This is a genomic window from Devosia neptuniae, from assembly GCF_025452235.1.
Classification (GTDB): Bacteria; Pseudomonadota; Alphaproteobacteria; order Rhizobiales; family Devosiaceae; genus Devosia.
Map to the genome: position 1 here is coordinate 3,592,525 of NZ_CP104965.1, position 25,527 is coordinate 3,618,051.

Annotated in this window: 28 protein-coding genes and 1 pseudogene; 15 read left to right on the forward strand and 14 right to left on the reverse strand. The window is 62.2% G+C overall.

From position 1 onward, the window contains the following. Window positions 1–125 precede the first annotated feature (125 nt). From tsf to N8A98_RS20390, 3 genes are all read right to left on the reverse strand, one after another. Window positions 126–1,052: a translation elongation factor Ts gene (tsf, locus tag N8A98_RS20380; RefSeq protein WP_262168082.1), complete on the reverse strand. Its 927-nt coding sequence runs from the start codon at window positions 1,050–1,052 to the stop codon at window positions 126–128. A 70-nt stretch (window positions 1,053–1,122) separates the two neighbouring features. Continuing rightward, window positions 1,123–1,893, reverse strand: a complete 771-nt coding sequence (gene rpsB / locus N8A98_RS20385) for a 30S ribosomal protein S2 (RefSeq protein ID WP_262168084.1) — start codon at window positions 1,891–1,893, stop codon at window positions 1,123–1,125. Between the two features lie 178 nt (window positions 1,894–2,071). Continuing rightward, entirely contained in the window at window positions 2,072–2,362 is a 291-nt protein-coding gene (locus N8A98_RS20390; protein ID WP_262168086.1) for a PilZ domain-containing protein, read from the reverse strand. Window positions 2,363–2,529: 167 nt separating this feature from the next. On the opposite strand from N8A98_RS20390, the gene N8A98_RS20395 reads away from it, so the two are divergent. The 7 genes from N8A98_RS20395 (at window position 2,530) to N8A98_RS20425 (ending at window position 9,090) form a co-directional block, all read left to right on the forward strand. After that, window positions 2,530–3,144 carry an NADPH-dependent F420 reductase gene (locus N8A98_RS20395; RefSeq protein ID WP_262168089.1) on the forward strand — a complete coding sequence of 205 codons (615 nt, stop codon included), beginning with the start codon at window positions 2,530–2,532 and terminating at the stop codon, window positions 3,142–3,144. Between the two features lie 384 nt (window positions 3,145–3,528). Continuing rightward, window positions 3,529–4,677, forward strand: coding sequence for an extracellular solute-binding protein (locus N8A98_RS20400; protein WP_262168091.1), 1,149 nt, complete (start codon window positions 3,529–3,531; stop codon window positions 4,675–4,677). Window positions 4,678–4,763: 86 nt separating this feature from the next. Continuing rightward, window positions 4,764–5,549 (forward strand): ABC transporter permease, encoded by a 786-nt coding sequence (locus tag N8A98_RS20405; RefSeq protein ID WP_262172088.1) that lies wholly within the window; start codon window positions 4,764–4,766, stop codon window positions 5,547–5,549. Next, complete coding sequence (locus tag N8A98_RS20410) at window positions 5,549–6,370, forward strand: ABC transporter permease (protein ID WP_262168094.1); 822 nt, start codon at window positions 5,549–5,551, stop codon at window positions 6,368–6,370. The genes N8A98_RS20405 and N8A98_RS20410 overlap by 1 nt, the downstream gene beginning before the upstream one ends. 8 nt (window positions 6,371–6,378) lie before the next feature. Next, window positions 6,379–7,413, forward strand: coding sequence for an ABC transporter ATP-binding protein (locus N8A98_RS20415; protein WP_262168096.1), 1,035 nt, complete (start codon window positions 6,379–6,381; stop codon window positions 7,411–7,413). A gap of 1 nt (window position 7,414) precedes the next feature. After that, window positions 7,415–8,251, forward strand: coding sequence for a glycerophosphodiester phosphodiesterase (locus N8A98_RS20420; RefSeq protein ID WP_262168097.1), 837 nt, complete (start codon window positions 7,415–7,417; stop codon window positions 8,249–8,251). 26 nt (window positions 8,252–8,277) lie between these two features. Beyond that, the gene (locus N8A98_RS20425; RefSeq protein ID WP_262168099.1) at window positions 8,278–9,090 is read left to right on the forward strand and encodes an inositol monophosphatase family protein; all 813 of its coding nucleotides are present in this window, start codon (window positions 8,278–8,280) and stop codon (window positions 9,088–9,090) included. A gap of 13 nt (window positions 9,091–9,103) precedes the next feature. Here N8A98_RS20425 and N8A98_RS20430 read toward each other — a convergent pair whose 3' ends face one another. Then, a complete protein-coding gene (locus N8A98_RS20430; protein WP_113120689.1) occupies window positions 9,104–9,376 on the reverse strand; it encodes a hypothetical protein in 273 nt (90 codons plus the stop codon). Window positions 9,377–9,491: 115 nt separating this feature from the next. Between N8A98_RS20430 and N8A98_RS20435 the strand changes: the two genes are divergently transcribed. Next, complete coding sequence (locus tag N8A98_RS20435; protein ID WP_262168102.1) at window positions 9,492–10,091, forward strand: 5'-methylthioadenosine/S-adenosylhomocysteine nucleosidase; 600 nt, start codon at window positions 9,492–9,494, stop codon at window positions 10,089–10,091. Here the strand turns inward: N8A98_RS20435 and N8A98_RS20440 are convergent. Next, window positions 10,088–10,417: a hypothetical protein gene (locus N8A98_RS20440; RefSeq protein WP_113120691.1), complete on the reverse strand. Its 330-nt coding sequence runs from the start codon at window positions 10,415–10,417 to the stop codon at window positions 10,088–10,090. The two genes, N8A98_RS20435 and N8A98_RS20440, sit on opposite strands and share 4 nt — an antisense overlap. Window positions 10,418–10,589: 172 nt before the next feature. Between N8A98_RS20440 and N8A98_RS20445 the strand changes: the two genes are divergently transcribed. Together N8A98_RS20445 and N8A98_RS20450 are read left to right on the forward strand one after the other, a co-directional pair. After that, window positions 10,590–10,922 (forward strand): hypothetical protein, encoded by a 333-nt coding sequence (locus tag N8A98_RS20445; RefSeq protein ID WP_262168104.1) that lies wholly within the window; start codon window positions 10,590–10,592, stop codon window positions 10,920–10,922. Between the two features lie 101 nt (window positions 10,923–11,023). After that, window positions 11,024–11,488, forward strand: a complete 465-nt coding sequence (locus N8A98_RS20450; RefSeq protein ID WP_113120693.1) for a cell wall hydrolase — start codon at window positions 11,024–11,026, stop codon at window positions 11,486–11,488. A 15-nt stretch (window positions 11,489–11,503) separates the two neighbouring features. On the opposite strand, the gene N8A98_RS20455 is transcribed toward N8A98_RS20450, so the two are convergent. Beyond that, a complete protein-coding gene (locus N8A98_RS20455; RefSeq protein ID WP_262168107.1) occupies window positions 11,504–12,058 on the reverse strand; it encodes a DUF2076 domain-containing protein in 555 nt (184 codons plus the stop codon). A gap of 202 nt (window positions 12,059–12,260) precedes the next feature. Between N8A98_RS20455 and N8A98_RS20460 the strand changes: the two genes are divergently transcribed. Further along, window positions 12,261–12,647, forward strand: coding sequence for a hypothetical protein (locus N8A98_RS20460; RefSeq protein ID WP_262168108.1), 387 nt, complete (start codon window positions 12,261–12,263; stop codon window positions 12,645–12,647). A 53-nt stretch (window positions 12,648–12,700) separates the two neighbouring features. Here N8A98_RS20460 and N8A98_RS20465 read toward each other — a convergent pair whose 3' ends face one another. The 3 genes from N8A98_RS20465 to N8A98_RS20475 all read right to left on the reverse strand — a co-directional run bounded on the left by N8A98_RS20465 (window position 12,701) and on the right by N8A98_RS20475 (window position 15,480). Next, window positions 12,701–12,973 (reverse strand): EscU/YscU/HrcU family type III secretion system export apparatus switch protein, encoded by a 273-nt coding sequence (locus N8A98_RS20465; RefSeq protein ID WP_262168110.1) that lies wholly within the window; start codon window positions 12,971–12,973, stop codon window positions 12,701–12,703. Next, on the reverse strand, window positions 12,970–14,628 hold the full coding sequence (gene fliK / locus N8A98_RS20470; RefSeq protein WP_262168112.1) for a flagellar hook-length control protein FliK: 1,659 nt from the start codon (window positions 14,626–14,628) through the stop codon (window positions 12,970–12,972). Before fliK ends, N8A98_RS20465 begins: the two co-directional genes overlap by 4 nt. Before the next feature lie 108 nt (window positions 14,629–14,736). Beyond that, a complete protein-coding gene (locus N8A98_RS20475) occupies window positions 14,737–15,480 on the reverse strand; it encodes a glycosyltransferase family 2 protein (protein WP_262168114.1) in 744 nt (247 codons plus the stop codon). A 186-nt stretch (window positions 15,481–15,666) separates the two neighbouring features. On the opposite strand from N8A98_RS20475, the gene N8A98_RS20480 reads away from it, so the two are divergent. After that, complete coding sequence (locus N8A98_RS20480; RefSeq protein WP_262168116.1) at window positions 15,667–16,512, forward strand: FecR family protein; 846 nt, start codon at window positions 15,667–15,669, stop codon at window positions 16,510–16,512. A 6-nt stretch (window positions 16,513–16,518) separates the two neighbouring features. Here N8A98_RS20480 and N8A98_RS20485 read toward each other — a convergent pair whose 3' ends face one another. After that, window positions 16,519–17,019, reverse strand: coding sequence for a DUF1993 domain-containing protein (locus N8A98_RS20485; RefSeq protein WP_113120698.1), 501 nt, complete (start codon window positions 17,017–17,019; stop codon window positions 16,519–16,521). Between the two features lie 100 nt (window positions 17,020–17,119). On the opposite strand from N8A98_RS20485, the gene N8A98_RS20490 reads away from it, so the two are divergent. Continuing rightward, window positions 17,120–17,920 (forward strand): ion channel, encoded by an 801-nt coding sequence (locus tag N8A98_RS20490; protein WP_262168118.1) that lies wholly within the window; start codon window positions 17,120–17,122, stop codon window positions 17,918–17,920. Here N8A98_RS20490 and N8A98_RS20495 read toward each other — a convergent pair. The 4 genes from N8A98_RS20495 to N8A98_RS20510 are packed head-to-tail and all read right to left on the reverse strand — an operon-like array spanning window position 17,917 to window position 22,837. Then, window positions 17,917–20,613 (reverse strand): sensor histidine kinase, encoded by a 2,697-nt coding sequence (locus N8A98_RS20495; RefSeq protein ID WP_262168120.1) that lies wholly within the window; start codon window positions 20,611–20,613, stop codon window positions 17,917–17,919. The two genes, N8A98_RS20490 and N8A98_RS20495, sit on opposite strands and share 4 nt — an antisense overlap. After that, a complete protein-coding gene (locus N8A98_RS20500) occupies window positions 20,613–20,840 on the reverse strand; it encodes a hypothetical protein (protein ID WP_262168121.1) in 228 nt (75 codons plus the stop codon). The genes N8A98_RS20495 and N8A98_RS20500 overlap by 1 nt, the downstream gene beginning before the upstream one ends. Beyond that, on the reverse strand, window positions 20,824–21,207 hold the full coding sequence (locus N8A98_RS20505; protein ID WP_262168123.1) for a response regulator transcription factor: 384 nt from the start codon (window positions 21,205–21,207) through the stop codon (window positions 20,824–20,826). The genes N8A98_RS20500 and N8A98_RS20505 overlap by 17 nt, the downstream gene beginning before the upstream one ends. 55 nt (window positions 21,208–21,262) lie before the next feature. After that, window positions 21,263–22,837, reverse strand: a complete 1,575-nt coding sequence (locus N8A98_RS20510) for a helix-turn-helix domain-containing protein (protein WP_262168125.1) — start codon at window positions 22,835–22,837, stop codon at window positions 21,263–21,265. A 236-nt stretch (window positions 22,838–23,073) separates the two neighbouring features. Here N8A98_RS20510 and N8A98_RS20515 point away from each other — a divergent pair, with 236 nt between their 5' ends. Together N8A98_RS20515 and N8A98_RS20520 are read left to right on the forward strand one after the other, a co-directional pair. Further along, window positions 23,074–24,429, forward strand: coding sequence for a substrate-binding protein (locus tag N8A98_RS20515; RefSeq protein ID WP_113120704.1), 1,356 nt, complete (start codon window positions 23,074–23,076; stop codon window positions 24,427–24,429). Window positions 24,430–24,496: 67 nt separating this feature from the next. Continuing rightward, window positions 24,497–25,527, forward strand: a pseudogene (locus tag N8A98_RS20520) (branched-chain amino acid ABC transporter permease).

Consider the following 25,527-nt stretch of genomic DNA (forward strand, 5'->3'; position numbering starts at 1 on the left):
CTGCCAAGGGGAAGCACTGAACCTGTGCAAATTGTAGCTAGGCGAGGTTTCTGCGCTCAATCCCCGGCCAAATCATGGCCAGACGGAGAGCAGCGGACGGGCCCGAAGGCCCATCCGCAAGTGGCTTACTTGACGCCGGCAGTAGCGGCGACTTCGGCGGCAAAGTCGGTCTCGACCTTCTCGATGCCTTCGCCCAGTGCGAAACGCACGAACTTGGTCAGCTTGATCGGAGCGCCGACATCCTTCTCGGCGTTCTTGAGCACGTCGGCGACCTTGGTTTCGCCATCGACGACGAACACCTGCGACAGCAAGGTGACTTCCTCGAAATACTTGCGCATGCGGCCTTCGACCATCTTTTCAGCGATCTCGGCGGACTTGCCCGATTCCTTGACCTGCTCAAGAATGATGGCGCGCTCGCGAGCGACCACATCCTGGTCCAGTTCTTCGGGGGCAATGGCCTGCGGCTGGGCGGCAGCAATGTGCATGGCGAGCTGCTTGCCGAGAGCCGACAGGGCAGCCTTGTCACCGGTCGACTCGAGAGCCACCAGGATGGCGATCTTGCCGAGACCCGGCTTGACCGCGTTATGCACATAGCTTTCCACCACGCCGTCCGTGACCGAAACGGTCTGGGTACGGCGCAGGTTCATGTTCTCGCCGATCTTGGCGATGGCTTCGGTCAATTCGGCCGAAACCGAATGGCCCGAACCGGGGAACGGCATTTCGCCGAGCTTGACCACGTCGCCATCGGCGTCGAGCGCCAGCTTGGCAACATTGCTCACGATCGACTGGAACTGCTGGTTGAGCGCAACGAAGTCGGTCTCGGAATTGACTTCGACGGCAGCCGCGGTGGTGCCATTGGTGGCGACGCCAACCAGACCTTCGGCGGCAACGCGGTCAGCCTTCTTGGCAGCCTTGGCCAGGCCGCGCGTGCGCAGCCAATCGACTGCTGCTTCCATGTCGCCATTGGTTTCGGCCAGGGCCTTCTTGCAGTCCATCATGCCGACGCCGGTCGCGTCACGGAGCTGCTTAACCAGTGCTGCTGTGATTTCCATGGGTACACCTCTTGGCGGCCCCTCGCGGGGCCGCATATTTCAGATCAAAACGAAATCGGATTTAGCCGACTTAGTTGACACTTGCTTCGTCGGCCGGCAGGTCTTCAGCCGGAGCGCGCTCGGAAGCACCCAGATCCGCGCCGAGAGCCGAGGACGAACGGCCGATGCCGTCGATCGCAGCCTTGGAGACCAGCGACACATAGAGCTCGAGAGCGCGCGACGCGTCATCATTGCCCGGGATCGGGTAATCGACGGTGTCGGGATCGCAATTGGTGTCGACGATAGCCACGACCGGGATACCCAGACGACGGGCTTCCTTGATCGCGTTGGATTCCTTGTTGGTGTCGATGACGAACAGCAAGGACGGCAGGTTGCCCATGTCCTTGATACCGCCCAGGTCGCGCTCAAGGCGTTCCTGCTCGCGGCTCATCATCAGGCGTTCCTTCTTGGTGCGCAGCGCGAGTTCGTCTTCGCTCAGCGACTCGAGTTCGCGCAGACGCGAGATCGAGTTCGAGATGGTCTGCCAGTTGGTCAGCGTGCCGCCGAGCCAGCGCGAGTTGACATAATACTGAGCCGACTGCTTGGCGGCATCGGCCACCAGGGGAGCGGCCTGGCGCTTGGTGCCAACGAACAGCACGCGGCCGCCGTCAGCAACGGTGTCCGAGATCAGTTGCAGCGCGCGGCTCAGGGCCGGCACGGTCTGGCTCAGGTCGAGAATGTGGATGTCATTGCGAACGCCGAAAATATAGCGCTCCATCTTCGGGTTCCAGCGATGCTTCTGGTGACCAAAGTGAACGCCTGCTTCGAGCAATTGACGCATAGAAAAATCGGGCAGTGCCATGATGGCTGCTCCTTGTTTACCGGTTGATGCCTCCACGAAACATTGCGACGGTCTCCCGCCACCGGATGGTTCTTCAGTTTCCCGAAAAGCCTGTCTCGTGTGTGAAATCGCGCTGACACGCAGTCAAACGCAGGGGCGATATAGGGGAAGCGGCCTCAGAAGGCAAGCGCTACCGCGATCAGGACTTACCCGGTTTGGCCGGCTCGATGGCGGTGAAGGCCAGGCCAACCTCGTCTTCACTGCGCCAGACCACGCGATAGGGTTCGATCTGGTGGCGATCAGGGATCAGGATATAGGCCGCGTCGGGAATATCCTCGGTTGAGGCGAAGGACAGCTTAGCGCCCTCCGGCGAGATATTCCGGATCGTGCCGGTTTTGCGGACAATGCCGTCCTCATGCACCAGGGTGGTTTCGACCTTGGCGGCCTGACGCGGCACTTTGCGACGCTCGATCTTGGGAGTGGGTGTCATGACCTTTGCCCGGTTGCACCTATGTTCTAGCGGTTTTGAGTCACTATCGGATTACACAATTCGATGCGTTTTTAGCTATCCTGCAAGGACCGCTTCGTGAACTGCGAGCCTGTTTCCGCCGGCGCGACATCGCGCTAACCTCGCTACTCGCAATAGGAGGTGGAGCGATGAAATTTGGTGTGATGGGAACCGGACAGGTCGGTACAACTATTGGCGGCAAGCTGCAGGCGCTGGGACATGATGTGGTCTTCGGCTCGCGATCGCTAGAGGGCGGCAAGGCGAGCCGCGTCGGTGCTGAAACCGGCATCAGGGTCGCGAGCCACCAGGAAGCCGCCGAGCACGGCGAATGGATCGTCAATGCCCTGCCCGGCGAACATGCCATCGCCTCCCTGACGGGCTGCGCGCTGGACGGCAAAATTCTCGTCGATATCGGCAATTACGAAGCGGCTGTCGACGGCCCCATCGCCATGCCGCTCGGCCAGGCGCTGCAGGCAGCCTTTCCGGCGGTGCGATTGGTCAAGACACTCAACAGCGTCAGCGCCCATCTCATGGTGGATCCCGACAGCCTGGGCGCGGACCACAGCGTCTTTCTCGCCGGCAATGATGCGGCTGCCCGAGCGGAGGTCGAGACCTTGCTACGCGCGTTCGGCTGGCGCTCGATCCTTGATCTGGGGGATTTGGAAGCGTGTCGCGCCATGGAGGAACTGGTGCCGATGTGGATGCGCCTCTTCGGCAAGTTCGGTGATCCCAACTTCAATTTGCTGGTAGTGCGACAGGGCTGAAAGTTATCCACAAGAACGGAATATCCGTTTCATTGCGACAGCGATACGGATGGTACGTTCGAATAACGCGGAGGGTGAGGGTGCGCCATGCCGCCCGTATTGCCGCAAAATCGAGCACGCGTGCAGTGGGATTCCGCGCCCACGCCACGCCGCACCCGTCCTTGCAAACGGCCGAGCGGCGGGCTGTTACACGACCGTCGCAAACTTATGATTACAACGCGGCCGCCGAGACGTTGTGTCCGGTAGCGGGTTTCCACTTGCACACGCTCGCAATGGGTAGTTAGTCTTGCTTCCAGCATTGGCACAAGACCGATGAAATCTGCGGGCGGAACAAACCGTCGAGTGGAACATCCGTTCGAAAACGGACTTTGGGAGACAACAACGATGAAACGGCGTGATTTCATGCTCGCTGCCGGCACTGCCGCCGGCGCCCTTATGCTGCCCCGCATGTCGTTCGGTGCCGAGGGCACGATCGACTGGTACACCAGCTCGGATCAGAACGTGCTCGACTTCTGGACCAATGTGGTGAAGCCGAAGTTCGAGGCTGCAAATCCCGGCCTGATGCTGAACCTAGTCGATGGTGGCGATGGCGCCGGTGTCGCTGCGATTGGCGACCGCGCTCTGGCGGCCCTGGCCTCTGGCGCCGATCCGCAGGCTGATATCTTCGAGGGCTTCGACACCCGCGTGACGGTCGATGGTATTGCCAAGGGCCTCTATGTCGATTTCGAAAAAGCCGGCCTTTCCAACTATTCCAAGATCAATCCGCTGGCTTTCGATACGCCGACCAACCTGCCCTATCGTGGCTCGCAGGTTTTGCTGGCCTATGACACCACCAAGCTCGATCCGGCCAATGTGCCCAAGACCTGGCCGGACCTGGTCGCCTGGATCAAGGCGAACCCCGGCCAGTTCATCTATAACCGTCCCAATAAGGGCGGCTCGGGCGGCAATTTCGTGCGCCGCGCGATTTTCGAGGCGAACGGCAAGGACCCGAGCAAGTTCACCGTCGACAATTACACCCAGGAAACCGGCGATGCCATGCTGAACCCGGCATGGGATATCCTGAAGGACCTGGCCCCGTCCCTGTTCGATGGCGGCGCCTACACTTCGGGCAATACCCAGTCGCTGCAGCTGCTCGGCCAGTCGGCCGTGACCATGATCCCGACCTGGTCCGATCAGGCCCTTTCAGCCATTTCGCAGGGCGTGCTGCCGGAAACCACAGGCCTGGTTCAGCTCTCCGATCTCGGCCTGCCGGGCGGTTTCACCAAGATCGCCGTGCTGAGCAACGGCGTGAACAAGGAAGCGGCGCTCAAGCTGTCCGATTTCGTACTCAGTGAAGAAATCCAGTCGGCCGTGCTGACTGAACTGGGTGGTTTCCCCGGCGTGTCCTGGGACTATGTCTCGGCCGACCTGCGTGAGAAGTTCAAGGATATCATCCCCAGCTCGATCCCGTTCTTCCCCGGCGGCGACTGGGAAAAGGCTGTCAATGATGGCTGGTATCGTGCTGTTGCTCCGAACGTGGATCCCAATTCGTGACAGCGGTCACCTCCGGCCCGATCGCGGCCGCGCCGGCAACTCGCAAGAGGCCAATTGGCCTCTTGCTCGTCGCTATTCCCGTGCTGATGGTGATCTGGCTGGTGATCTGGCCGATCATTTCGGCTGTCATCACCACGCTCTGGGTCAAAACTCCGGAAGGCGACGCCTTTTCGGTAGACACCTATCGCTTCTTCTTTTCCGACGGCTATAGCCTGTCAAACCTGTCGCTGACGCTATGGACCACCGGTGTTTGCGCCATTCTGCTGCTGATCGTCTGCCTGCCGATCGCGCTGTATCTGCGCTTTTCCAATAGCCGCGTTGCCGCCTATGTGCAGGGCCTCGCCATCTTCCCGATGTTCGTGCCCTCGATCATTTTGAGCTTTGCCTTTATCCGTGTGCTCGGCCCCAATGGCACCGTTGACTTGCTACTCAACTCGGTCGGCCTGCCGCATATCCGCACGCCCTACCTCACCCCCTGGGGGCCAGTCATTGGCCTGGTCTGGGACAATATCCCGCTGACCGTGCTGATCCTGCTGTCGGGGCTGGGCGCGGTGTCCAACCAGTCCATCGAGGCGGCGCGGGATGTCGGCGCAGGGCGCTTTGCTGTGCTCTGGCACATCATCCTGCCGCGCATTTCCAATTCCATCCTTGTCGCCATCTCATTCGCCGTGCTCGGCATTTTCTCGGCCTTTACCCTACCCTATGTGCTGGGGCCGGCGGCGCCGGAAATGATGGGGCCGTTCATGCAGCGCACCTTCCGCGAATTGTTCGAGCCGCGCACCGCCATTACTCAAGCCGTTGTAACCTTCGGGTTCTGCATCGTGTTCGGGCTCTTTTATGTGCGCTCCGTCGCCAAGAACAGGACGACCTGATGGCCGCCACTCTCGCTCGTCCGAAATGGGACTGGACCGGCATTGTCTTTGCCGTCGTGCTGACGCTGGTCATCGTGTTCCCGCTCATCGTGGTGGGGACATGGGCCTTTACCAATGTGTGGCGCTACCCCTCGGTCATTCCGCAGGAATTCGGCCTCAAATTCTGGAACCAGACGCTGGCCCGTGCCGATGTCTGGAGCTCGATCACCACCAGCCTGACGCTGGCGGCGACGGTGACGTTCCTGTCCGCCCTCATCTGCCTGCCGGCGGCCTATGCCTTTGCGCGGCTGGATTTTCCGGGCCGGAACCTGCTGTTTTTCTCGTTCCTCGCCGGGCACGCCTTTCCCAAATTCGGCCTACTGGTCGCCATTGCCGGCATTTTCCTGCAACTCAACCTCATCGGCACGTTCTGGGGCGTGGTGTTGATCCAGCTCGTGGGCACGTTGCTGTTTATGATCTGGATTCCGGTCGCCGCCTTCCAGGCGGTTGACCGGCGCATGGAGGAAGCGGCGCGCGATGTCGGCGCTTCGCCATTCCGGGTGTTCTGGTCGATCACCCTGCCCCAGGCCGGGCCGACCATTGCGGCGGCGATCCTGCTCTCCTTCGTTGGCACTTTTTACGAAACCGAAGGCGCCTGGCTGATCGGCGCGCCGCAAGTGCGCACCCTGCCGGTGCTGATGATTTCGTTCATCAACAACCAGCCGGTCATCCAATATGGCGCCGTGCTGTCGGTGTTGCTCTGGGTGCCCAGTTTCATTGCCCTGCTGTTCGCGCGCCGCGTGGTCAATTCGGGATCGTTTGCCCGCGGTTTCGGCGGCTAGGAAGTCTCATGTCCGTTCTCAATATTTCCGATGTCTCCAAGGTGTTCAGCACGACGCGCGCCGTGGATTCGTTCTCCCTCGATGTCGCCGATGGCGAGTTGGTTTGCCTTTTGGGGCCGTCCGGCTCCGGCAAATCCACCCTGCTCCGCATGGTTGGCGGCTTTGAACAGCCGTCGAGCGGGTTGATTACCATTGATGGGCAGGAGATCACGCATCTCCCGCCGGAAAAGCGGCCGACCGGCATGGTGTTCCAGAGCCATGCGCTGTGGACGCATATGAATGTGTTCAAGAACCTGGCTTTCGGGCTCAAGCTGCGTCGCCTGCCCGCCGATGAGATCAAGCGCCGGGTGGAAGGCGTGCTGGAACTGGTTGGATTAGGTGGCTATGGCACGCGGTCGGTGACCCAGCTTTCGGGCGGCCAGCAGCAGCGTGTGGCGCTGGCGCGGTCGCTGGTGCTGGAGCCCAAGATTTTGTTGCTGGATGAGCCTTTTGCCAGCCTTGACCAGCATTTGCGGGAGCGGCTGCGCGAGGAAGTGCGCGACATCCAGCAGCGGCTCAAGATTACGACGCTGTTCGTGACGCATGGGCAGGACGAGGCGCTCTCCATGGCCGACCGGGTTGTGGTGATGCGCGATGGCAAGATCGAGCAGGCCGACCGTCCAGACGTGGTCTATCGCGAGCCGCGGACGCCCTTTGTGGCTGGGTTTATCGGCACGATGAACCTGCTGGAAGGCAGCGTTTCCAATGGCGTTTTCAACCGCGCCGGATTCAGTTTTCCGCTGCCCGTTGCCGATGGCCCGGCAATACTGGCCATCCGCCCGGAAGCGTTGGACCTTACGGCCGTTGCCGAGAATGGCCAAGCGAAGGTGCATCGGGTGACCGATTACGGCACCCATGGGCTGGTTGATCTGGAACTGCCGGATTCCACGCGCCTCAAGGCGTCGGTTGCGCATCCCGATCTGTTCAAGACCGGGCAATCCGTCACACTGACGCCGCGCGCCGTCGCCGCTTACCGTGACCACGACCTCATTCATCGCAGCTGATATGACCGATCCCATCACTATCGGCCGCAATGGCCACAAAACCTGGCTGAAATGGCATCGTGGCCGTCGCCGTGCGGGCGATCCGGCCTTTACCGGAGAGCGGATTTTGGAAGGCATGCGGCTGGGGGCGAGTGTTGAGGTGGACCTCGTCATCCATGCCGACCGCGGCTATGCGGTGCTGCATGATCTGAGCGTTGAGCGGGAAACCACCGGCACGGGCAAGGTGGCTGAATTGAGTGCCGCGCAATTGCGGACGTTCCATCTGCGCGATGAGGATGGCAAGCCGCTTGAGCAGAAGGTCATGCTGCTGGAAGATTTGGCGGCGTTGCTAGCCAAGGAAGGCGCGCATCCTGATGCGCTGCTGCAGCTCGACTATAAGGAAGATGCCCGCGTTCTTGATGAGCGTGCGATCAAGACGTTCAAGGACAGCGTTGGCCCAGTGGCTCGCTACATGATCCTGTCATCGGGAGATGCTGACTCGGTGCGATTGCTGAGTGAGGGCGTGGATGGGCTGCGGATCGGTTACGATCCCTGCCATGATGGCGCGCTGGAACGCCTGGCCATTTCGCGTGATTTTGTGGGCTTTGTGGCTGACGCCATCGCGGCCTCGCCCAATGCCGAGATGATTTATCTCGCCTATCCGCTGGTGCTGGAGGCGCACCGGCAGGGTTTTGATATTGTCGCGGCCTTCCATGCGCATGGTCGCCGTATTGATGCCTATACGATCAAGGCGGCGAATGCGGATTCCCGCGTGGCCGTTGAGCGGCTGCTGGCGCTCAAGGTGGATCAGATCACCACGGACGATCCCGAGGGCCTTGCGGCCCTCGTTGCCGGATAATTTGGCCCATGGGCCTGGAGATAGATATGCAGTCCTACGATGCCGTGCTCGCCGATATGGTCGCTGTTGCCCGCCAGGCAGGCGAGCTGACGCTGGGTTATTTCAAGCGCTTCCGCGACCTCGAAATCGGCATCAAGGGACCGGCGGACTTTGTCTCCGAAGCCGACATGGAATCCGAAAAGCTCATCCGCAAATTCCTGTTCGAGCGCTACCCGAACTGGAGCTTTACCGGCGAGGAATTCGCCCCGGTGACGGGCACGGACCCCGAATATCGCTGGCTGGTCGACCCTATCGATGGCACGACCAATTTCATCAATGGCATGCATTACACCATCTCGATTGCCCTGCGGCGTGGCAATGAGACGGTCTGCGGCGCGCTCTACAATCCGGTGTCCGACGAGATGTTCACCGCGATCAAGGGCGAAGGTGCCTTCATGAATGGCGAGCCGCTCAAGGTCAGCGAGCAGAGCGATATCGGCCTGATGAATGTCGGCACGGGCCTTGCGACCTCACGCCTGTTCACCTTTCCCGGCTTCTATCAGCGGCTCGAACAGATCCGCGATCCGATCAGCTCGGTGCGTATTGTCGGCAGTTCCGCCAATTCCTGCGCCTATGTCGCGCTGGGCCGGCTGACTGGCTATTACGAGGAATCGGGCCTGGTCGATTGGGCAGTCGGCGTGTTGCTGGTGCAGGAAGCCGGCGGCATTGTTACCGATTGGTGGGGGCGCGGGCCGGAATTCTACGAAAAGACCGGCTGCGTCATCGTCGCCAACAAGGCGACCCACGCCTATCTGATCGACAAGCTCAAGGACGCGCCGCGCAAAGACCCAGCTGACTAAGCCAGGCGGCGGCTTATGTCGGGCTAAATTCGACTTCCCACATGCGGGGCCAATAGACGTCGTCGTAAAAATCGGGCGGGATCGGCGACATGCGCGAAATCGCGCGTGACGCCAGATCGATCTGCTGGGCGAGGTGCTGGATGACCTCGGGCATGGGTCGCCCGGTGATGAATTCGCGCGTGCGCCACTGATCGAGCTTGAGATAACGCAGGCGGCGCCTGGCTTCGGCCTCTACGTCTTCGACGGAGACGGGATCACTACTGTTCTCGACGACTGCGAAACGCACTTTTGGAACTCAATACGAACACGAACGGCATGATCGCCGCCATAGGTGTCTTCACTTTGTCATGCCGGCGTTACCGAAGCGGTAACGCCAATCTGTTGCGTGCTAGTTTGCGGCCATGTCGATTCTCTACGTCATGGCCGCCCCGGCCGAATACGGCCCTCACCTGCGCGAACGCATCACGCCGCTGATGACGGGGATTGGTCCGGTCGAGGCTGCAATCGTGGTGACACGGGCGCTAGCGGAGGCGAAAGCGGCGGGCAGCTTGCCTAGCCTGGTTGTTTCACTGGGATCTGCGGGTTCGCGCACGCTGGAGCAATGCGAAGTCTACCAGGCCTATTCGGTGAGCTATCGCGACATGGATGCCTCGGCACTGGGTTTTGCCAAAGGCCAGACGCCGTTGCTCGATCTGCCACCGGTCTTGCCGCTGTTTCCGCTGGTCGACGGGCTAAAAGGCGCCAGCCTTTCGACCGGCGCCAACGTCGTTTCAGGTGCCGCTTACGATGCTATCGAAGCCGACATGGTGGATATGGAGACCTATGCCACCTTACGGGCGTGCCAGAGCTTTGAGGTGCCTTTGCTGGCGCTGCGCGGCATTTCCGACGGGGTAGCGGAACTGAACCACTTGGCCGACTGGACGCAATATCTGTATATCATCGACGAAAAGCTGGCCGCCGCCGTCGATACGATCGAAGCGGCATACGGCCGAGGGCCCTAGTTTCCGGTCTGCGCCTTCTTGTCGCGGCGGGCGCGGCGCCAAGTGGACCATTTGCGGGTGCCGCGGACGATGGCGTGGTTGACCGGCCCCTGCAGGAAGACCAGGTCGAGCGCCAGGAGCAGCAGGCCCAGCGGCAGCATCCAGAGGCCCAGGACCGGCAGGAAGCTGAATATGCCCCCAAGGACCAGCAGGAAGCCGAGCGGAATACGAATCCAGCGCGCTTCAGGGCGACGCACACGTTCGAGCCAACCAGCGGCGAAGCCGGGCGCGCGGCGTTGTATCTTGTCGAATTGCCGGTTGAGACGGGCGTGGCTCTTGCTGCGCATGGGCTATCCCTTGTTGCCGTCGCGTTGAACTATAGCTGGTGTTTCAATCTGACTTTCCAAGGCCCGTAGCGCAATTTCGGCAATTCGCCAATACGGCCATTTGTCCTGCTGCCGGAACCATTGGCGCGAGGCCGAGTTGATCGGGGACAGTAAAAACTATGGGAAAGTCACAATGGCAACTTCAGCAAGACGCGCTATCAAACAGATTGAAGAGGCCGGCGACGACATCTCGGATAACCTCGTCCGGCAGATCGCGGCCCTGCGCAAGGAAATCGCCGGCATTGCCGATGCGGTCAGCGATTATAGCGACCATGGGCTGCATGACGTGCAGCACAATGCGTTGGCCTTGGCCAATGAAGTGCGCCACCAAGGGGCGGCCGTTGCCAAGCAGGTAAGCCGGCAGGCAGGCGTTGCGAGCCGTGCCGCGCGGGACCATCCGGTGCCGCTGATCATCGCCCTGGGCACGATTGCCCTACTCTCGGCGCTCGTTTTCCGACGCGATTAGCAGCATTAAGGCTTTGCTAACCGTGCCAGTCACCGTTTCCTTAATCGTACAGAGTCATTTTCGGTCAAACTTGCACCAATGCAACAGACCGGAGATGACCCATGCACTTTACGTCGAAGGCGCTTTTGCGCGTCGCCGCTTTGGCTGTCGTCGCGACCAGTCTGGGGGGCTGTAGCTTCCTCGGCCTCAATTTCGGCATGGCCCAGCTCAGCGAAAAAGAATGCCTGATGCGGGCAATGTATTTCGAGTCCAACCGCTCGAGCTCTGAAGGCATGCTGGCAGTGGGCACCGTGGTGATGAACCGTCTGCAGGATGCCCGCTATCCCAAGTCAGTCTGTGGCGTGGTGGGGCAAAAGAACCAGTTCGCCCAAGGCGTCTTGACCAAGAAGATGACCGATAGCGGGGCCGTATTGGCCTCGCAGGTTGCCGATCAGGTGCTGCGCGGCGCGCGGCATCCCGGCGTGCAGAATGCGCAGCATTTCCACACCGCCGGCCTGCGCTTCCCGTACAACAATATGCATTACGTGCTCGAAGCTGGCGGCAACGAGTTCTACGAAAAGTACTAGCTGCCGTGGCTTAGCCTAGAAGTCGCCGCCCAGATCGAAATCGTCGTCGCCGCCGAAATCGGCATCACCGGCGTCCGTTTCGTCCGGCGTAGCCTCCAGCGGCTGGTCGGCTTGATATTCGGATGCGTTGGCATCGCCGCCCAGCATGCCAGCAATTGCCGAGCCGAGCAGCAGACCACCCGTCACGCCCAGCGCTGTCTGCGCCGCGCCGGCCAGAAAGCCGCCACCCTGCCCGCGACCAACATCCCTGTCGCCGCCCTGCTGATCCCAAGGGCCACGCGCCCGTCGGCTGGGCCGGGCTGGCTCATCGCCACCAAATAGACCACCGAGAAATCCGCCGCTGGGTTGCTGCTGTGCTTCCAGTTCCTCAATGCGCTCGCGCGCGGCGCGAAGGGCCTGTTCCTGAACCAGAATGGTCTGGGCCATATAGTAGGGAGACGGCGGATAGTCGCGCAGACGCTGCTGGATCAAGGCCTCCGCCTCGGCTTCGCGCGGCGGGCTTTTGCTGGCCGCTGCTTCGATTCGGTCGAACAGGTCGTCTATGGCGTCGCGTTCCTGCTGATTCAGCATTGTCGGGCTCCCTGACATCTCGTCGTAACAAGGAAATGGGAAACACCATCCGATGTTGCAACCGCGCGGAAACTACGATCTATGCAAAGAATTCAAGCTGCCGCGAAGATGCCGCAAAGTTGACCGAATTTCGTCCAGCTTCGTGCGGTAACGAAGCGGTGATCTATAGACCTAACATCATAAAATTTATGGGAGATTGTCGATGAATTCAAAGTTCCTGCTGCCGCTGGCCGCTCTTTCCATGTTTGCGCTGGCCGCATGCAGTGATCCGAAGACTCCGGACGCACCTGCGGCCACGACCGAGACCACGGCACCCGCTGCCGCGCCGGCCGCTGCGCCGGCTGCCGCTCCCGCAGCAGCACCCGCGGCTCCCGCTGCCGGTGCCGCCACGATGACTCCGGAGCAGGCCATGCAGGCGGTGCAGGCTCAGGCTGCCAGCATGACTCCCGAACAGAAGAACGAAACGATCGCCGCTGCCCGCAAGGCTGCTGAAGACGCCGGCAAGGCCCAGGGCCTGTCCGAAGAGCAGATCAAGCAGGCTGCCGACATGGCTGAGCAGGCCACCAAGCAGATGCTCGGCGTTCAGTAACAGCACCGTTTCCGATCTGAGACTCTGGCCCCGCGATCCATTGGATTGCGGGGCTATTTCTTGGCGCTCAGGCGCAAGACATAGCCGATCACCACGGCGATCGATTCATAGAGCTCGAGCGGAATGGTTTCATCTAGCTCGACCCCGCTCAGGGCTTCGGCAAGCATCGGATTGGCTTCGATGACCACGCCATGCTCTTGCGCCATGGCGATGATGCGTTCGGCCACCAATCCCCTGCCCTTGGCGATGACGCGCGGAGCATCGCTGGTGCCTTTCTCATATTGCAGCGCCACAGCCAGAGCGCGCGGTTTGATGTCCTCGCTCACGTCTGGGCATCCAGGAAATGGCCGGATGGCGCAGGGGCGGCGGAAGGCTCGCCCCGACGCACGATGATGGCGCCAGGCTGCAGGCCAGTGGCCGCAAGGGCGCCCCGCAATTGCGGTAATTCACTTTCCAGCATGACGGCGGTTTCGGGCTCACTGGCCCAGAGCATGACGCCGGTGGCTTCACCGCGCAACGAGACGTGCGCGCCCACTTCGCCAAGCGCTGGCAGATTGAGGGCGAAGCGCATTTGCCAGCCGCGCTCGCCGTCCTGCTCGGCATTGCCTTTGCCGTCGCGGTGGATCTGCATTTGCAGCAGGGTCTGGTGGTTGCCGATCAGCACCGGCAAATCAAGGCTCCAGTCCCCACCCGGCTTACCAGTGGGATCAGGTAGCGACGCATGCTGATGCAGACGCATGCGGGACAAGGCAGCGTCGGTGCGCTCCAGCAGCATTTTGCCGGCTTCTTCCGACGTGGCGGCCGGATCAATGCCAGAAGGTTCATGCGCCGAGCGGGCCCGCAATACACCGCCACGAACCGGCGGCGCCATCATTGCCGCTGCTATCGGCGCCGCCTGTTGCCCAAGCCAATTGGTCAGCGTCTGGCGCAGGGTCAACAGCGCCGATTTCATGTCGGTCTGGTCCGGCACGCGGCCCGCAGCCAAGGCGCTTTCCTGAAAGATGCCGGAGCTGAGGACGGCTTTCTGCAAGGTTGCACCATTGAGCGGTGCGTTTAAAGACAGCCGCCCAGCCAGCACCTGCTGGGCGGCCCGCGCCACGGGTTCCGGCAACGCGACTTTCCCGGCGATTGCAGTCACGGCAGCAGTGAGTGCGGCCACGCTGCCCTGCCGTTGAGCGGAGGTCTGGACCATCTGCGCCAATGCGGCCTGGGGGGTGGTTGGGGGCTGTGGTGCCGGGCTGGCGGGAATTGGCGCGTTGGTCGCGGGCGACGAGATGGCTGGCTGCGGCGTGGGCTTGGCGGTAACTGGGGCTATGGCAGGCGCGGGGACCGCGGGAGCCACGAGGGTGGTTGGCGCTTGCTGGATGGTTGGCGTGGGGGATGAGATTGGTAACAGATTGGCTACGGCTGGTGGAGACACCAGGGACGGTGGGACCTGGCCCTGGGGTTGCGCCACTACGGCGGGTTGCTGGGGCGTTGTTGTTGCGACAGGTGCAAGCGGCACTGCGCCCTGTGGCGGCACGAACGCTGGTGGGGGCGCCGCCTGAGGCGCTGAACCGGGCAAGGTTGGGGCGGGGATTGGGGCCGCCGCAACTGGCGCGATCGGCACCGATACGGCCGGCAATGTAGTCGGCGGCAGGGTCGTGGGCACGGCTATGGTTGGCAGTGGGATGCTGACCTGAACTGGCAGCGGCGCGGCGGGGATGGTGCCGGGTTGGACGGGCGCGGGAAGCGGCTGGAGCGCGAGGCGTTGCTGGCTGCCGCTGCCCTGGACCTCCAATTGCAGGACCATTCCGGGCTTGGTGGGAATTGGCAGCACCAGATTGAGCATCTGGTCGCCGATTTGCACCTGGGTGCCGCCATTGGGCGCAGGGCCGAGGACTTTGGCGGCGATGACCTGCCCCGGCTGCAAGGCCAGCGCCTCAAGCGCGCTATTGCGCGCAGCGGCGACCAGCGTTGGAAATTGCGAGGAAATCGGCATGGAGCGCCCGCGCCTCCGCCGCCCCATGCGGCTTGGTAAACAAGCCTAGCAGAGGAAATCCTAAGGCCGCGGTAAAATGGGTGCAGGCGTTAGCGCGAGGTGAAGGCCCTAATGCGGGCGGATATCGGTGTAGCTCTTGGTGGCTGGCTTGCCGCGGAAGGTGACCCAGAAGAAGTTAAGCGTATAGGTGCCCGCGGTGCGGAATACGCCTTCCTGCTCGAGGCGGCGGCCCGAAGTCTTCATCTTCAGCGCAAAGGTCCATTTGACGCCGCCGACCTTGGACAGCCGCACTGCCACGTCGGTGTCTTCGCCGAAGAATTCGATCGTGCGATCATAGCCGCCGACCTGCTCCCAGGCGGCGCGCTTGAACACGAAATTGCCGCCCTGCACCACCGAGCCCACCCGCAGGATGAAGCGGTTGAACACGTAGATCAGATAGGTGAGGCCATAGAACATGGTCACCAGGAACCGATTGAAGCGGCTCATGTCGTAATAGACATAGGGGCCGCTGAGGCAGACCAGCTTGGGGTCCTTGGCGAATTCGGCGATGACCGTATCGAGCCAGCCTTCGGGCACCACGGTATCGCTGTCGATATTGGCGATCAGGTCAAAACCCTTGGTGGCGGCAAAGCCGGCGTCACGGGCATTGACCAGGCCCTTTTGCGGTTCATCGACTACGCGGACGCTGGGAAAGCTACGGGCGATCTCGCCGGTGCGGTCGGTGGAGGCGTTGTTGACGACCACGATATCGGCGTCGGCGCCGGCGCGCGCGACCTCATCGACCACGGATTGCAGGCATTTGCCGATCAGCGCTTCCTCGTTATACGCCGGGATGACAAATGCCAGTTTCATGGATGCCTCGTGGTGTCGCGGAATCTGCCAATAGCGTTTGCAGCGCGCCGCGGCAATGTTTTCCCGCTGCTTGCGCAGCAGTCTGGGGCTCCGGCGGATTTTCGGGCCAAGAATTGTCTGCTATCAATGAAAGGTGTGCGGCGCCGATTGACTTGCCTGTTCCAGGGTAATGCGAAAGATCGTGCAATGATCATCACCCGAATACTGTTTATCGTCATCGGCTTGGCCTTTGCGCTGATTTTGGTTCCAGCGGCCAATGCGGCGGGTGAGGGTACGGCCGTGGGCGTCAAGCCGGACGCGGTGGCGCGCATCAGTTCAAGCGACCGGATTCTGGAAGTTGGCAGCGACGTTTCGGTGGGCGAACTGATCGTCACCGGCGGTTCGGGCCAGGTGCAGATCGTTTTTGCCGATGGCACCAGGCTGGTCGTTGGACCGGGCAGTTCGCTGCTGATCGAGACTTATCTGCTGTCGGGGCCGAATACCGCCAGGAAGCTGGCGATCAATGCCTTGGGCGGCAGCTTTCGTTTTATCTCGGGCAATAGTCCGAAATCGGCCTATTCGATCGAAACCCCCACTGCGGCCATCGCGGTTCGCGGCACCGCGTTCGATCTGATCGTTACCCGCCAGCAGACACTTGTCATGCTCTATGAGGGCGCGTTGCAGCTCTGCCGCAATGCCGGGCAATGTGCTCAATTGGCTGAGCGCTGCGCCGTGGGCTACGCAAATTCCAGCGGCGCGGCGGGTCTATCCATGCAGGACACAAGGCGGCCGCAGGTGATCGCCGGCTTCGGCTATTCGCGGTTGCAGCGGCAATTGCTGCCCGATTTCCGCATCAGCGGCGCCGGCCGGTGCCAGGATGTTGGAACTGCCGAGTCGATCAACAGCCTGGGCGATTCGTCTGACCGGTCCGATGACGACAGTGACGCGCCGAGCACACCGACGACGCCCAACACGCCGAGCACCCCATCCAATCCGAACACGCCCAGCACCCCAACGGCGCCAGGCGGCCCGAATTCGCCTACTACTCCCTAGCGGCGATCAGCCGAGATAGTCGCTTTTGCCGACCGGCACGCCATTGTGCCGGAGGATGGCGTAGGCCGTGGTGACGTGGAAAAAGAAGTTGGGCAGCGCCCGCTGCACGACATAGTCCTCACCTGACAGGGTGACATCGCCGGCCCGGAGCTTGAGGGTGACCGGACGGGTGTCGGAGCCTTCAAGGTCTTCCGGCTTGACCGTTGCCAGCAGGTCGAGCGTCTTGCGCAGGCGAGCGCGCAGCTCGTCGAACGTGGCTTCGTCATCGGCCCAGGACGGAACGGGCTGGCCGGAGAGGCGCGATACGCAGCCCTTGGCATGATCGGTGGCGATCTGCAGCTGGCTGCGGAAGGGCAGCATATCGGGCGCCAGGCGGGAGGCGACGAGCACGCCGGTGTCGAAATTGCGCTCGGCCGCATAGGCGTCGGCCTTGTCCATGATTGCCAGCAGATTGGTCAACATGCGCGTGAAGAACGGCACTGTCATGCCGTACATCGAGATGGTCATCGAACTTATCCTGATTGTCTGTTCCCGAATGGGAAGACTCTTGTGCGCCAGCTGGTTTGGCGTGACAAGTAGCGTCTCCCGGTGTTGGTTTTGAGGACGCATGAGCAAGACGACCGACGAGGCTCCCCAGAGTCGCTTTGCCCGGCTGCGGTCCACCCTGCGCCTGCTCTATCATGGTCAATCGCCCACCGCGCAACGCTTCCAGGCCGCGGCGCTGATTGTCGATCTGGCCATCATCGTCTTCTTCATTCTCACCCCGTTGCTGCGCGAGAATGCCTCGTTCCTGTGGATCGATTATTCGATCGCCGCGCTGCTGGCGGCAGACCTAATCGCCCGCGCGCTAGCCTCCACCGATGTGCTGCGCTGGATGCGGCAATTTCCGGTGATCATCGACATCTTCATCCTGTTGACGCTGCTGGCGCCGACCTGGCTGGTCAATCTAGGCTTTTTGCGCATCATGCGGCTGTGGACGCTGACGCGGTCCAGTTCGTTTTGGCGACCGCTGCGCAAGCGCGGGCTGGAGACCTATCAGCCCACCGTGCAGGCGGTAATCAACCTGCTGGTTTTCCTCTTCGTGGTGACCGGCTTTGTCTACACCGCCTTCGCCAATGAGGATTCCGGCATAGCGGGCTATGTCGATGCGCTCTATTTCACCGTAGCCACGGTCACCACGACGGGGTTTGGCGATATCGTCCTGCCCGGCACCTGGGGCAAGCTGGCTTCGATCGTCATCATGATCATCGGCATTTCGCTGTTCGTGCGATTGGCTCAGTCGATCTTTCGGCCATACAAGGTTCACTTCCCCTGCCCGCAATGCGGGCTGCAAAAGCACGATCCAGACGCCGTGCATTGCAAGGCTTGCGGGCATGTCCTCAACATTCCCGATCACGGCCACGATTAGCGCAGCACGGCCAGCCGCACGCGGAAACATGCGCCGGGAAGCGGGCCGGCGACCAGATCCAGCGAACCGTTCATGCGGGCCACGATCTGCCGGCTGATAGCGAGGCCTAGGCCGGCGCCGCTTTGATCGGCTGAACCATGCTGTCCGCGCGAGAATTTTTCAAAGATCAGACCGCGTTCGGCCTTGCCGATGCCGGGGCCGTTGTCGGCTATTTCCACGACATAGAAACCGGCGCGGGTGGATGAAGTGACGCGCAGGATCGGGCTTTCGGCGTCGTTATATTTCACGGCGTTGGAAATGATGTTGATGAAGACCTGGCAGAGCCGATCGCCATCCCCGTCCACCATGGTTGCTCGCGCCCGGCTGCCGAACTCGACGCGCATGCCGCGCTGGCGCAGCAGCGCGTCGCAAACTGACAGGGCGCGTTCCAATGCCGCCTCGGCGTCGGTGGGGACATTTTCCCACGTTCGTTCGCCGCGTTCTAGCGCGCTGAGATCGAGGATTTCGTCGAGCAGACGGGTCAGCCGCAGGCTCTCCTGGTGGATGGTGGAGACGAAGCGGTGGCGCTGTTCCTCATCGAGTTCACCCTTGTCGAGCAGGATTTCCGAGAAGGAGCGGATCGAGGTCATCGGGGTGCGGACTTCGTGGCTCACCTGGCTGAGGAAATCGTCTTTCTGGGTGTCGAGCACGCGGAGCTGGGCATTGGCGTCTTCAAGCTGTTGGGCGGTGGAGCGCAGCTCGGCCGAGGTCTTTTCCAATTGCTGGGAATATTCGATGACCTGCTGGGTTTCGTCGGCCATCTGCATGACCTCTTCGAGCGAGACTTCGACGCCGGAAACCACCTTGGACAGCATGACATGGGCCGAGGCCGCGCCGATCGAGCCGGCCAGTTCGCGCTCCAACCGGCCGATAAATTCGGGCGAAGGCTCAAGCATGGCTGGCTCCACCCCACTCTCCCGCGCAGCGGTTTCGAACAGGGCAGCAGCGCGGCGTTCGCCCAGTACGCGCTCGGCGACGAAATAGAGGTCGTTGGCCGTGGCGGCGCCCCGCATGAAATTGCGCGGCGCGATATTGCCGCGACGGAACACGTCGACAAAGACATTGGCCTGGATGCGTTCGAGCGTCGACTGGCTGGTCAGGAGCGAACCCACGACCAGGATGAAGGTGTTGAGCGACAGGCTCCAGAAGGCCGCGTGGGTGAGCGGGTCGAAACCGTCCAGGCCGAACAGGGCTTCGGGCCGCAGCCAGGAAATGCCCCAGGGGCCGTCGCGTAACAATTCGGCTACCTGTGGCGAGACGGATTCGAACGACGGCAGGAAGCTGCTCCAGACCCAGATCACGAAGCCTGCGGCGATGGCGGCGGTGGCGGCTTTGAGCGAGGCATCGCGCCAGAACAGCGCAGCGAGGACGGCGGGGAAGAATTGGGCAATGGCGGTGAAGGAGATCAGCCCAATCGGGGCCAGCGCGTCGGAGTCGCGGGTGAAGAAGAAGTAGAAAAACCCCAGCGACAGGATCAGCACGATGGAGAAGCGCCGCGCTACCAGCAGCAGGTGGCTGACCCCCTGCCCGTCCCGGCCGCTGGGGGTGAGCCGCAGCACGATGGGCATGACGATGTGGTTGGACACCATGATGGAGAGCGCGATGGATTCGAGGATGATCATGGAGGTCGCTGACGAGAAGCCGCCAATAAAGGCGAACAGGGCCAACCCGCTCTGGCCGGCGGCCATGGGCAGGGTGAGCGCGAACATGTCGGGATTGGCGCCGGCGGGCATCGTCGTCAGCCCATAGAGCGCGATGGGCAGGATGAAGATGCTCATCAGCATCATGTAAGCGGGGAAGGCCCAGCCGGCGACGCGGAGATGGTTTTCGTCGGAGTTTTCGACCACAGTCACCTGGAACTGGCGCGGCAGACAGACGATGGCGGCGATGGAGAGGCCAAGGGTGGTCAGCCAACGATCGTCGAAGGTGTTTTCGGCGTCGAGCGTGAAGCCCTGCTCGGCCGCATTGCGGAAGATGGCCTCGAAGCCGCCGCCGATGAAAACCACGAATATGCCGACGGCGAGGAGCGCGGCGAGCTTCACCACGGCCTCAAAGGCGATGGCCGCGACCACGCCATGATGCTGTTCCTTGGCGTCGACATGGCGTGTGCCGAACAGAATGGTGAACAGCGCCATGGCCGCCGCGACACCGAGCGCGAGACCCACATCGTCGATGCCGGCAAGGCTCCCCTGCCCGAATTCGGAGGCTCCGGCGACGGCCTGGATGGAGGAGGTCACGGCCTTGAGTTGCAGGGCGATATAGGGCGCGATGCCAATCACCGCGATGCAGGTGACCAGCACGGCAAGGCGACTCGACTTGCCGAAGCGGGAGGACAGCAGATCGGCGACCGAGGTGATGCGCTGGAGATGGCTGATGCGCACGAGGCGCCGCAGCACGAAATACCAGCCGACGAATACTATGGTGGGACCGAGATAAATGGTGAGGAATTCGAGCCCGCTGCGGGCCGCATTGCCGACCGCGCCATAGAAGGTCCAGCTGGTGCAATAGACCGAGATGGAGAGCGTGTAGACGGCGGGGGAATGGAGGAACGATTTCTTCCGCTCGCGGGCGCGGCGGTCCCCGAAAAAGGCCAGCACGAAGAGCAGGCCCACATAGGCAACGGCCGTGGCGATGACGAAGTCGGCCGAGAGCATTAGTCGCGCTCCCCGGGATCGACGCTGTCGCGCGGCATCCAATGGGTCAGCAGCGCCGTGGCGGCAATAATCAGCGCCCACCAGGCGAACAGATAAATGACGACCTGCGGCACGCCGAAATGGCTGATGGGCTGGCTGAAGATATAGACCAAGGGCGGCACGATCAGCAGCGTGCCGAACACGGTCAGCACCAGCATGGCGGCTTCGAGCTTACGCCGCTCGGCCATGATTACCCAGCAGGCGCCGCACGGCCCCAACGACGTCGGCATTGGCATAGGGCTTGGTGACGAATTCGTTGGCCCCCAGCTCCTCGGCGATGCGCTTATCCTGCTGCTGGCCCTTGGCCGTCAGGATCAGCACCGGCAGCAGGCGCGTATCGGCGCTGGCGCGAATGGTCTTGAGCACGTCGAAGCCACTGCGTTTGGGCAGCATCACATCGAGCACCAGCACGCGCGGTTGCAGCCGGCGCACGCCTTCGAGTACCGCCTCGCCATCAGTGACCGAACTGATCGTCCAGCCAGCACGCCGCAGGATGAAATCGAGCGATTCAAGAATGCTCGGCTCATCCTCGGCAATGAGTATGTCGATTGCCAAATTTCCCCCTCATATCCGCAGTCTCCCCTCCGCAGATCGCGACACTAAAGCGCAATCAGCTGGAATCGCCAAGCTGAAAACCCGGGGGCAGCAGTGGAGCGCGGATTTCCCCATTCGCTCCCGTTGGTGAAAGCGCTTCCTCCTGCCGGCTCGGACATTCACGCCGCGTGCAGAGCCGGCAGCTGGGGCCGACGGGAACGTCCGCGGATGTGTCGGAGAGATCGAGACCCGAGCCATAGATAGTGCGGTCGGCATGCAGCACGTCGCAGGCCAGCATGATCGACGCGGTGGGTGCCTGTTCGCGGAAAGAAGCCGTGCGGCGCTGCACGGTGCGGGCGATGAACAGGTAGCGGGAGCCGTCGGAGAAGCGGACCACTTGCCGAACCGGCGTTTCGGGCGTGCGGAAAGCGCCATAGATGGCCCAGAGCGGGCAGGCATGGCCGCTATTGGGCAGCAGCAGGCCCGGCAAGGGAAAGTGCTTGGTAAGCCGCCCGGCGGGGTCCGAGCGCAGGAAGCCGAAGGGTACGCCCTCCTCGCCCGGCCGCCGCAGGGTCACCAGCCGCTGGGCGACCTGCTCGTAGCTGGCGTGGTAGATCTGGCAGAGGTGATCGATATCATAGGCCGCCGCCTCAGCATGTTGGCGGAACCGGCCATAGGGCAGGATCATCGCGCCGGCGAGGTACGAGCCCAAGGCGCGGGAGGCGAGGCGTTGCGCCACGGGGGATGAGAGCCGGGCGTTCTTGAGTTGCTGGGCAATCGCGTCTGGTGCGGCGAGTTCGCCAAAGAGCCGGGCAAGCTGGAATTGGCGGGTGGCGAGCTTGGTCGAGCCTTGCAGCCACATGATACGCTGCTGGCCGTCGAACCGGTATTGGCCGGGAAAACCCTCGGGTGCAGTGCCGCCGATGTTGACGCTGATGCCGAAGCGTTCCTCCAGCAATTGGGTCAGGGTGGCCATGCCGAAGGGGCCGGCTTGCTCGATCTCGTCGCGCAAAGCGTCGGCGGCGATTTCGAGTTCGGGGAAGTGATTGTTCTGCTCGATCAGCAGATCGTCGATCTCGCGGGCTGGCGAAATATCGCTTCTATCGCGGCGGGCAATGTCGAATTGACCGATCAAATTGCGGGCCACGTCGGTCAGCGCCAGCGTTTCGCGGCCGATGGCGGCGAGGAATTGCTGGCGTTCGGCCTCGCCCAGATCGGGCACGTCGACCAGGATTTCGGCGCTGGAGCGGATGGCGGTTACGCCCGAGAGTATCTGGTGCAGGAACTGCGACAATAGCGGGTCCGAGCGCAGGCGATCGGCATAGGCATCGGCGCTGAGCTGGGCGCCTGTATAGGCCCGGTGCATGCGCGCCAGGGCCGCCCCGCTGGCGGGGTATTGGGCGACCAGTTCGCGGCGCTCGTCGGGGCGGAAGGACAGCGACTCAAGCATAGGGTCGGCAAAGGCTTCTTCGAGGTCTTGCAGCAGCTTCTGCTCGGCGCGGCCGGCCAGCTCGTCGATATCGATATGTAGATGCTGGGCGACGCGATTGAGCAGAGCCCCGCCGATGTCACGCTTGTTGTTTTCGATCAGGTTGAGATAGCTCGGCGAAATGCCGATCAAACGCGCCAGCGCCGCCTGCGAAATCTTCAACGATTTCCGGCGACTGCTGATGCGAAAGCCAATTGGCGCGCGCATGAGAAGAGCCCTCCCAGCCGGCGCTCTGTCAATGCATTGACTATTATTGCGCCAGACGAGTGCAATAATTTACAGAATATTGCTGCGATTACAATGCTGTATTGCCAGCGTTTGCAGGGACGGCAAATACTCCCAACGCGGTGAGTGATTGGCTATGCATCAATTACCCCGCGCCAATGAGGAGGAAATCGATGACAGTTTTCAAGCGCGGCCCCAGCCGTCGCCGTGTGCTGCAAACCGGCCTGGCCGGTATTCTCGCGACCGGCGTGGCGCCGCTAGTTTTCAGCCGTGGCGCCTGGGCGCAGGAGTTCTGCAACAACCCCACCGGCGACACCGTTACATTCGGGCTCAACCTGCCGCTTACCGGCGCCTATGCCGAAGAAGGCGCCGATGAGCAAAAGGCCTATCAGCTGGCCATCCAGCACCTCAATGGCGAGGGTGATGGCGGGCTGATCAGCGTGCTCACGCCCACCGCCCTCAAGGGCAATGGCGTGCTGGGCAAGAAGGTCGCCTTCGTGACCTCGGACAGCCAGACCAAGGCCGACGTGGCCCGGGCCGGCGCCACCCGCATGATCGAGCGCGACGGCGCGGTGATGATCACCGGCGGATCGTCCTCTGCCGAGGCCATTGCCGTGCAGGGCCTGTGCCAGGAAATGGGCGTCATCTTCATGGCGGGTCTCACCCATTCCAATGACACGACCGGCAAGGACAAGAAGCGCTACGGATTCCGCCACTTCTTCAATGCCTATCAGTCCGGCATCGGGCTAGCCCCGGCCATTGTCAACGAATATGGCGCTGATCGCCGCGCCTATCACCTGACCGCCGACTATACCTGGGGCTGGACCCAGGAAGAATCCATGAAGGCGGCCACCGAAAAACTCGGCTGGCAGACGGTGCAAGCCGTACGCACGCCCTTGGGCGCGGCGGATTTCTCGCAATATCTGACGCCCATCCTCAATTCGGGCGCGGACGTCTTGATCCTCAACCATTACGGCACGGACATGGTCAATTCGCTGACCCAGGCGGTGCAGTTCGGCATGCGCGACCGGCAGGCCAACGGCAAGGATTTCCAGATCGTCACGCCACTTATCTCCGAGTTGATGGCCAAAGGCGCCGGCGACAACGTCAAGGGCATTTTCGGCACCTCGAACTGGCACTGGAACCTGCAGGATCCGGGCACCGTGGCCTTCACCAAGTCGTTCGGCGCGGCCTATGGCGCCCCGCCCTCGCAGGCGGCACACACGGCCTATGTGCAGGCATTGCTCTATGCGGACGCCGTCGAGCGCGCCGGCACATTCTATCCGCCGGAGGTGATCAAGGCCCTCGAAGGCTTCGAGTTCGACGGCATGGGCAATGGCCCCACGCTGTATCGCGCCGAAGACCACCAGTGCATCAAGAATGTGCTGGTGGTGCGCGGCAATGAGAACCCGACCAGCCAGTTCGACGTGCTCAACATCTTCAAGGAAATCCCGCGCGAGGAAGTGGCCTATGACCCCGCCATGTTCGGCGGCGATCTCGGCCCGGCCGAGCCGGCAGCCATGTGTTGATCATGCCGGCCCGCCCCTTTGAAAGGGCGGGCCGCACCTAAGCTCGGCCTATCGCCTGGAGCGGACCATGTTCGAAGTCATCTTTCTGCAATTCCTCAACGGGCTCGACAAGGGCGGCGCCTATGCGTTGATCGCGCTGGGGCTGACCTTGGTGTTCGGCACGTTGGGCGTCGTCAATTTCGCGCATGGCGCGCTGTTCATGCTGGGCGCGTTCTGCGCCGTCATGGTGCGGCAATTCCTGACGCTGGAGACGGTCACCATCGATCCGGAACAGCTATCGCCCTGGGGTTCGCCGCTCGAAATCCGCGAGCCGCTGGTGCAAGCCTGGTTCGGCGATTTCGGTGCGGTGCTGGTGAATTATTCCGTTCCCGTCTCGCTCATCGTCACCATTCCCATCATGCTACTGGTGGGCATTGCGCTTGAGCGCGGCATCATCAAGCACTTTTATAAACGCCCGCATGCCGAACAGATTCTCGTGACTTTTGGCCTCGCCATCGTGGCGCAGGAACTCATCAAGTCGGTTTTCGGGCCCAATCCCATTCCCCAGCCCATGCCGGCCGACCTGCGGGGCGCGGCCGATATCGGCGCCTGGCTGGGCATGCAGGCCGGCGTCATCACCTACCCTATCTGGCGGCTGGTCTATTTCCTCTTTGCCACCGTAATCATCGGCGGCGTGTTCGCCTTCCTGCAATTCACCACATTCGGCATGGTGGTCCGTGCCGGCATGGCCGACCGCGAGACGGTGGGGCTGCTCGGCATCAATATCGACCGCCGCTTCACCATCATGTTCGGCCTGGCCGCTGTGGTCGCGGGCATGGCCGGCGTCATGTACACCCCCTGCTCCCGCCCAATTATCACATCGGCATGGACTTCCTCGTCCTCAGCTTCGTGGTGGTCGTGGTGGGCGGCATGGGCTCATTGCCCGGCGCGGTGGCGGCGGGGTTCCTGCTGGGCATTCTGCAATCCTTCGCCTCGCTGACCCAGGTCAAGGACCTCATTCCGGGCATCGACCAGATCATCATCTATCTCGTCGCCGTCATCATTCTACTAGTTCGTCCGCGCGGCCTGCTCGGCCGGCGCGGCGTGATGGAGGCGTGA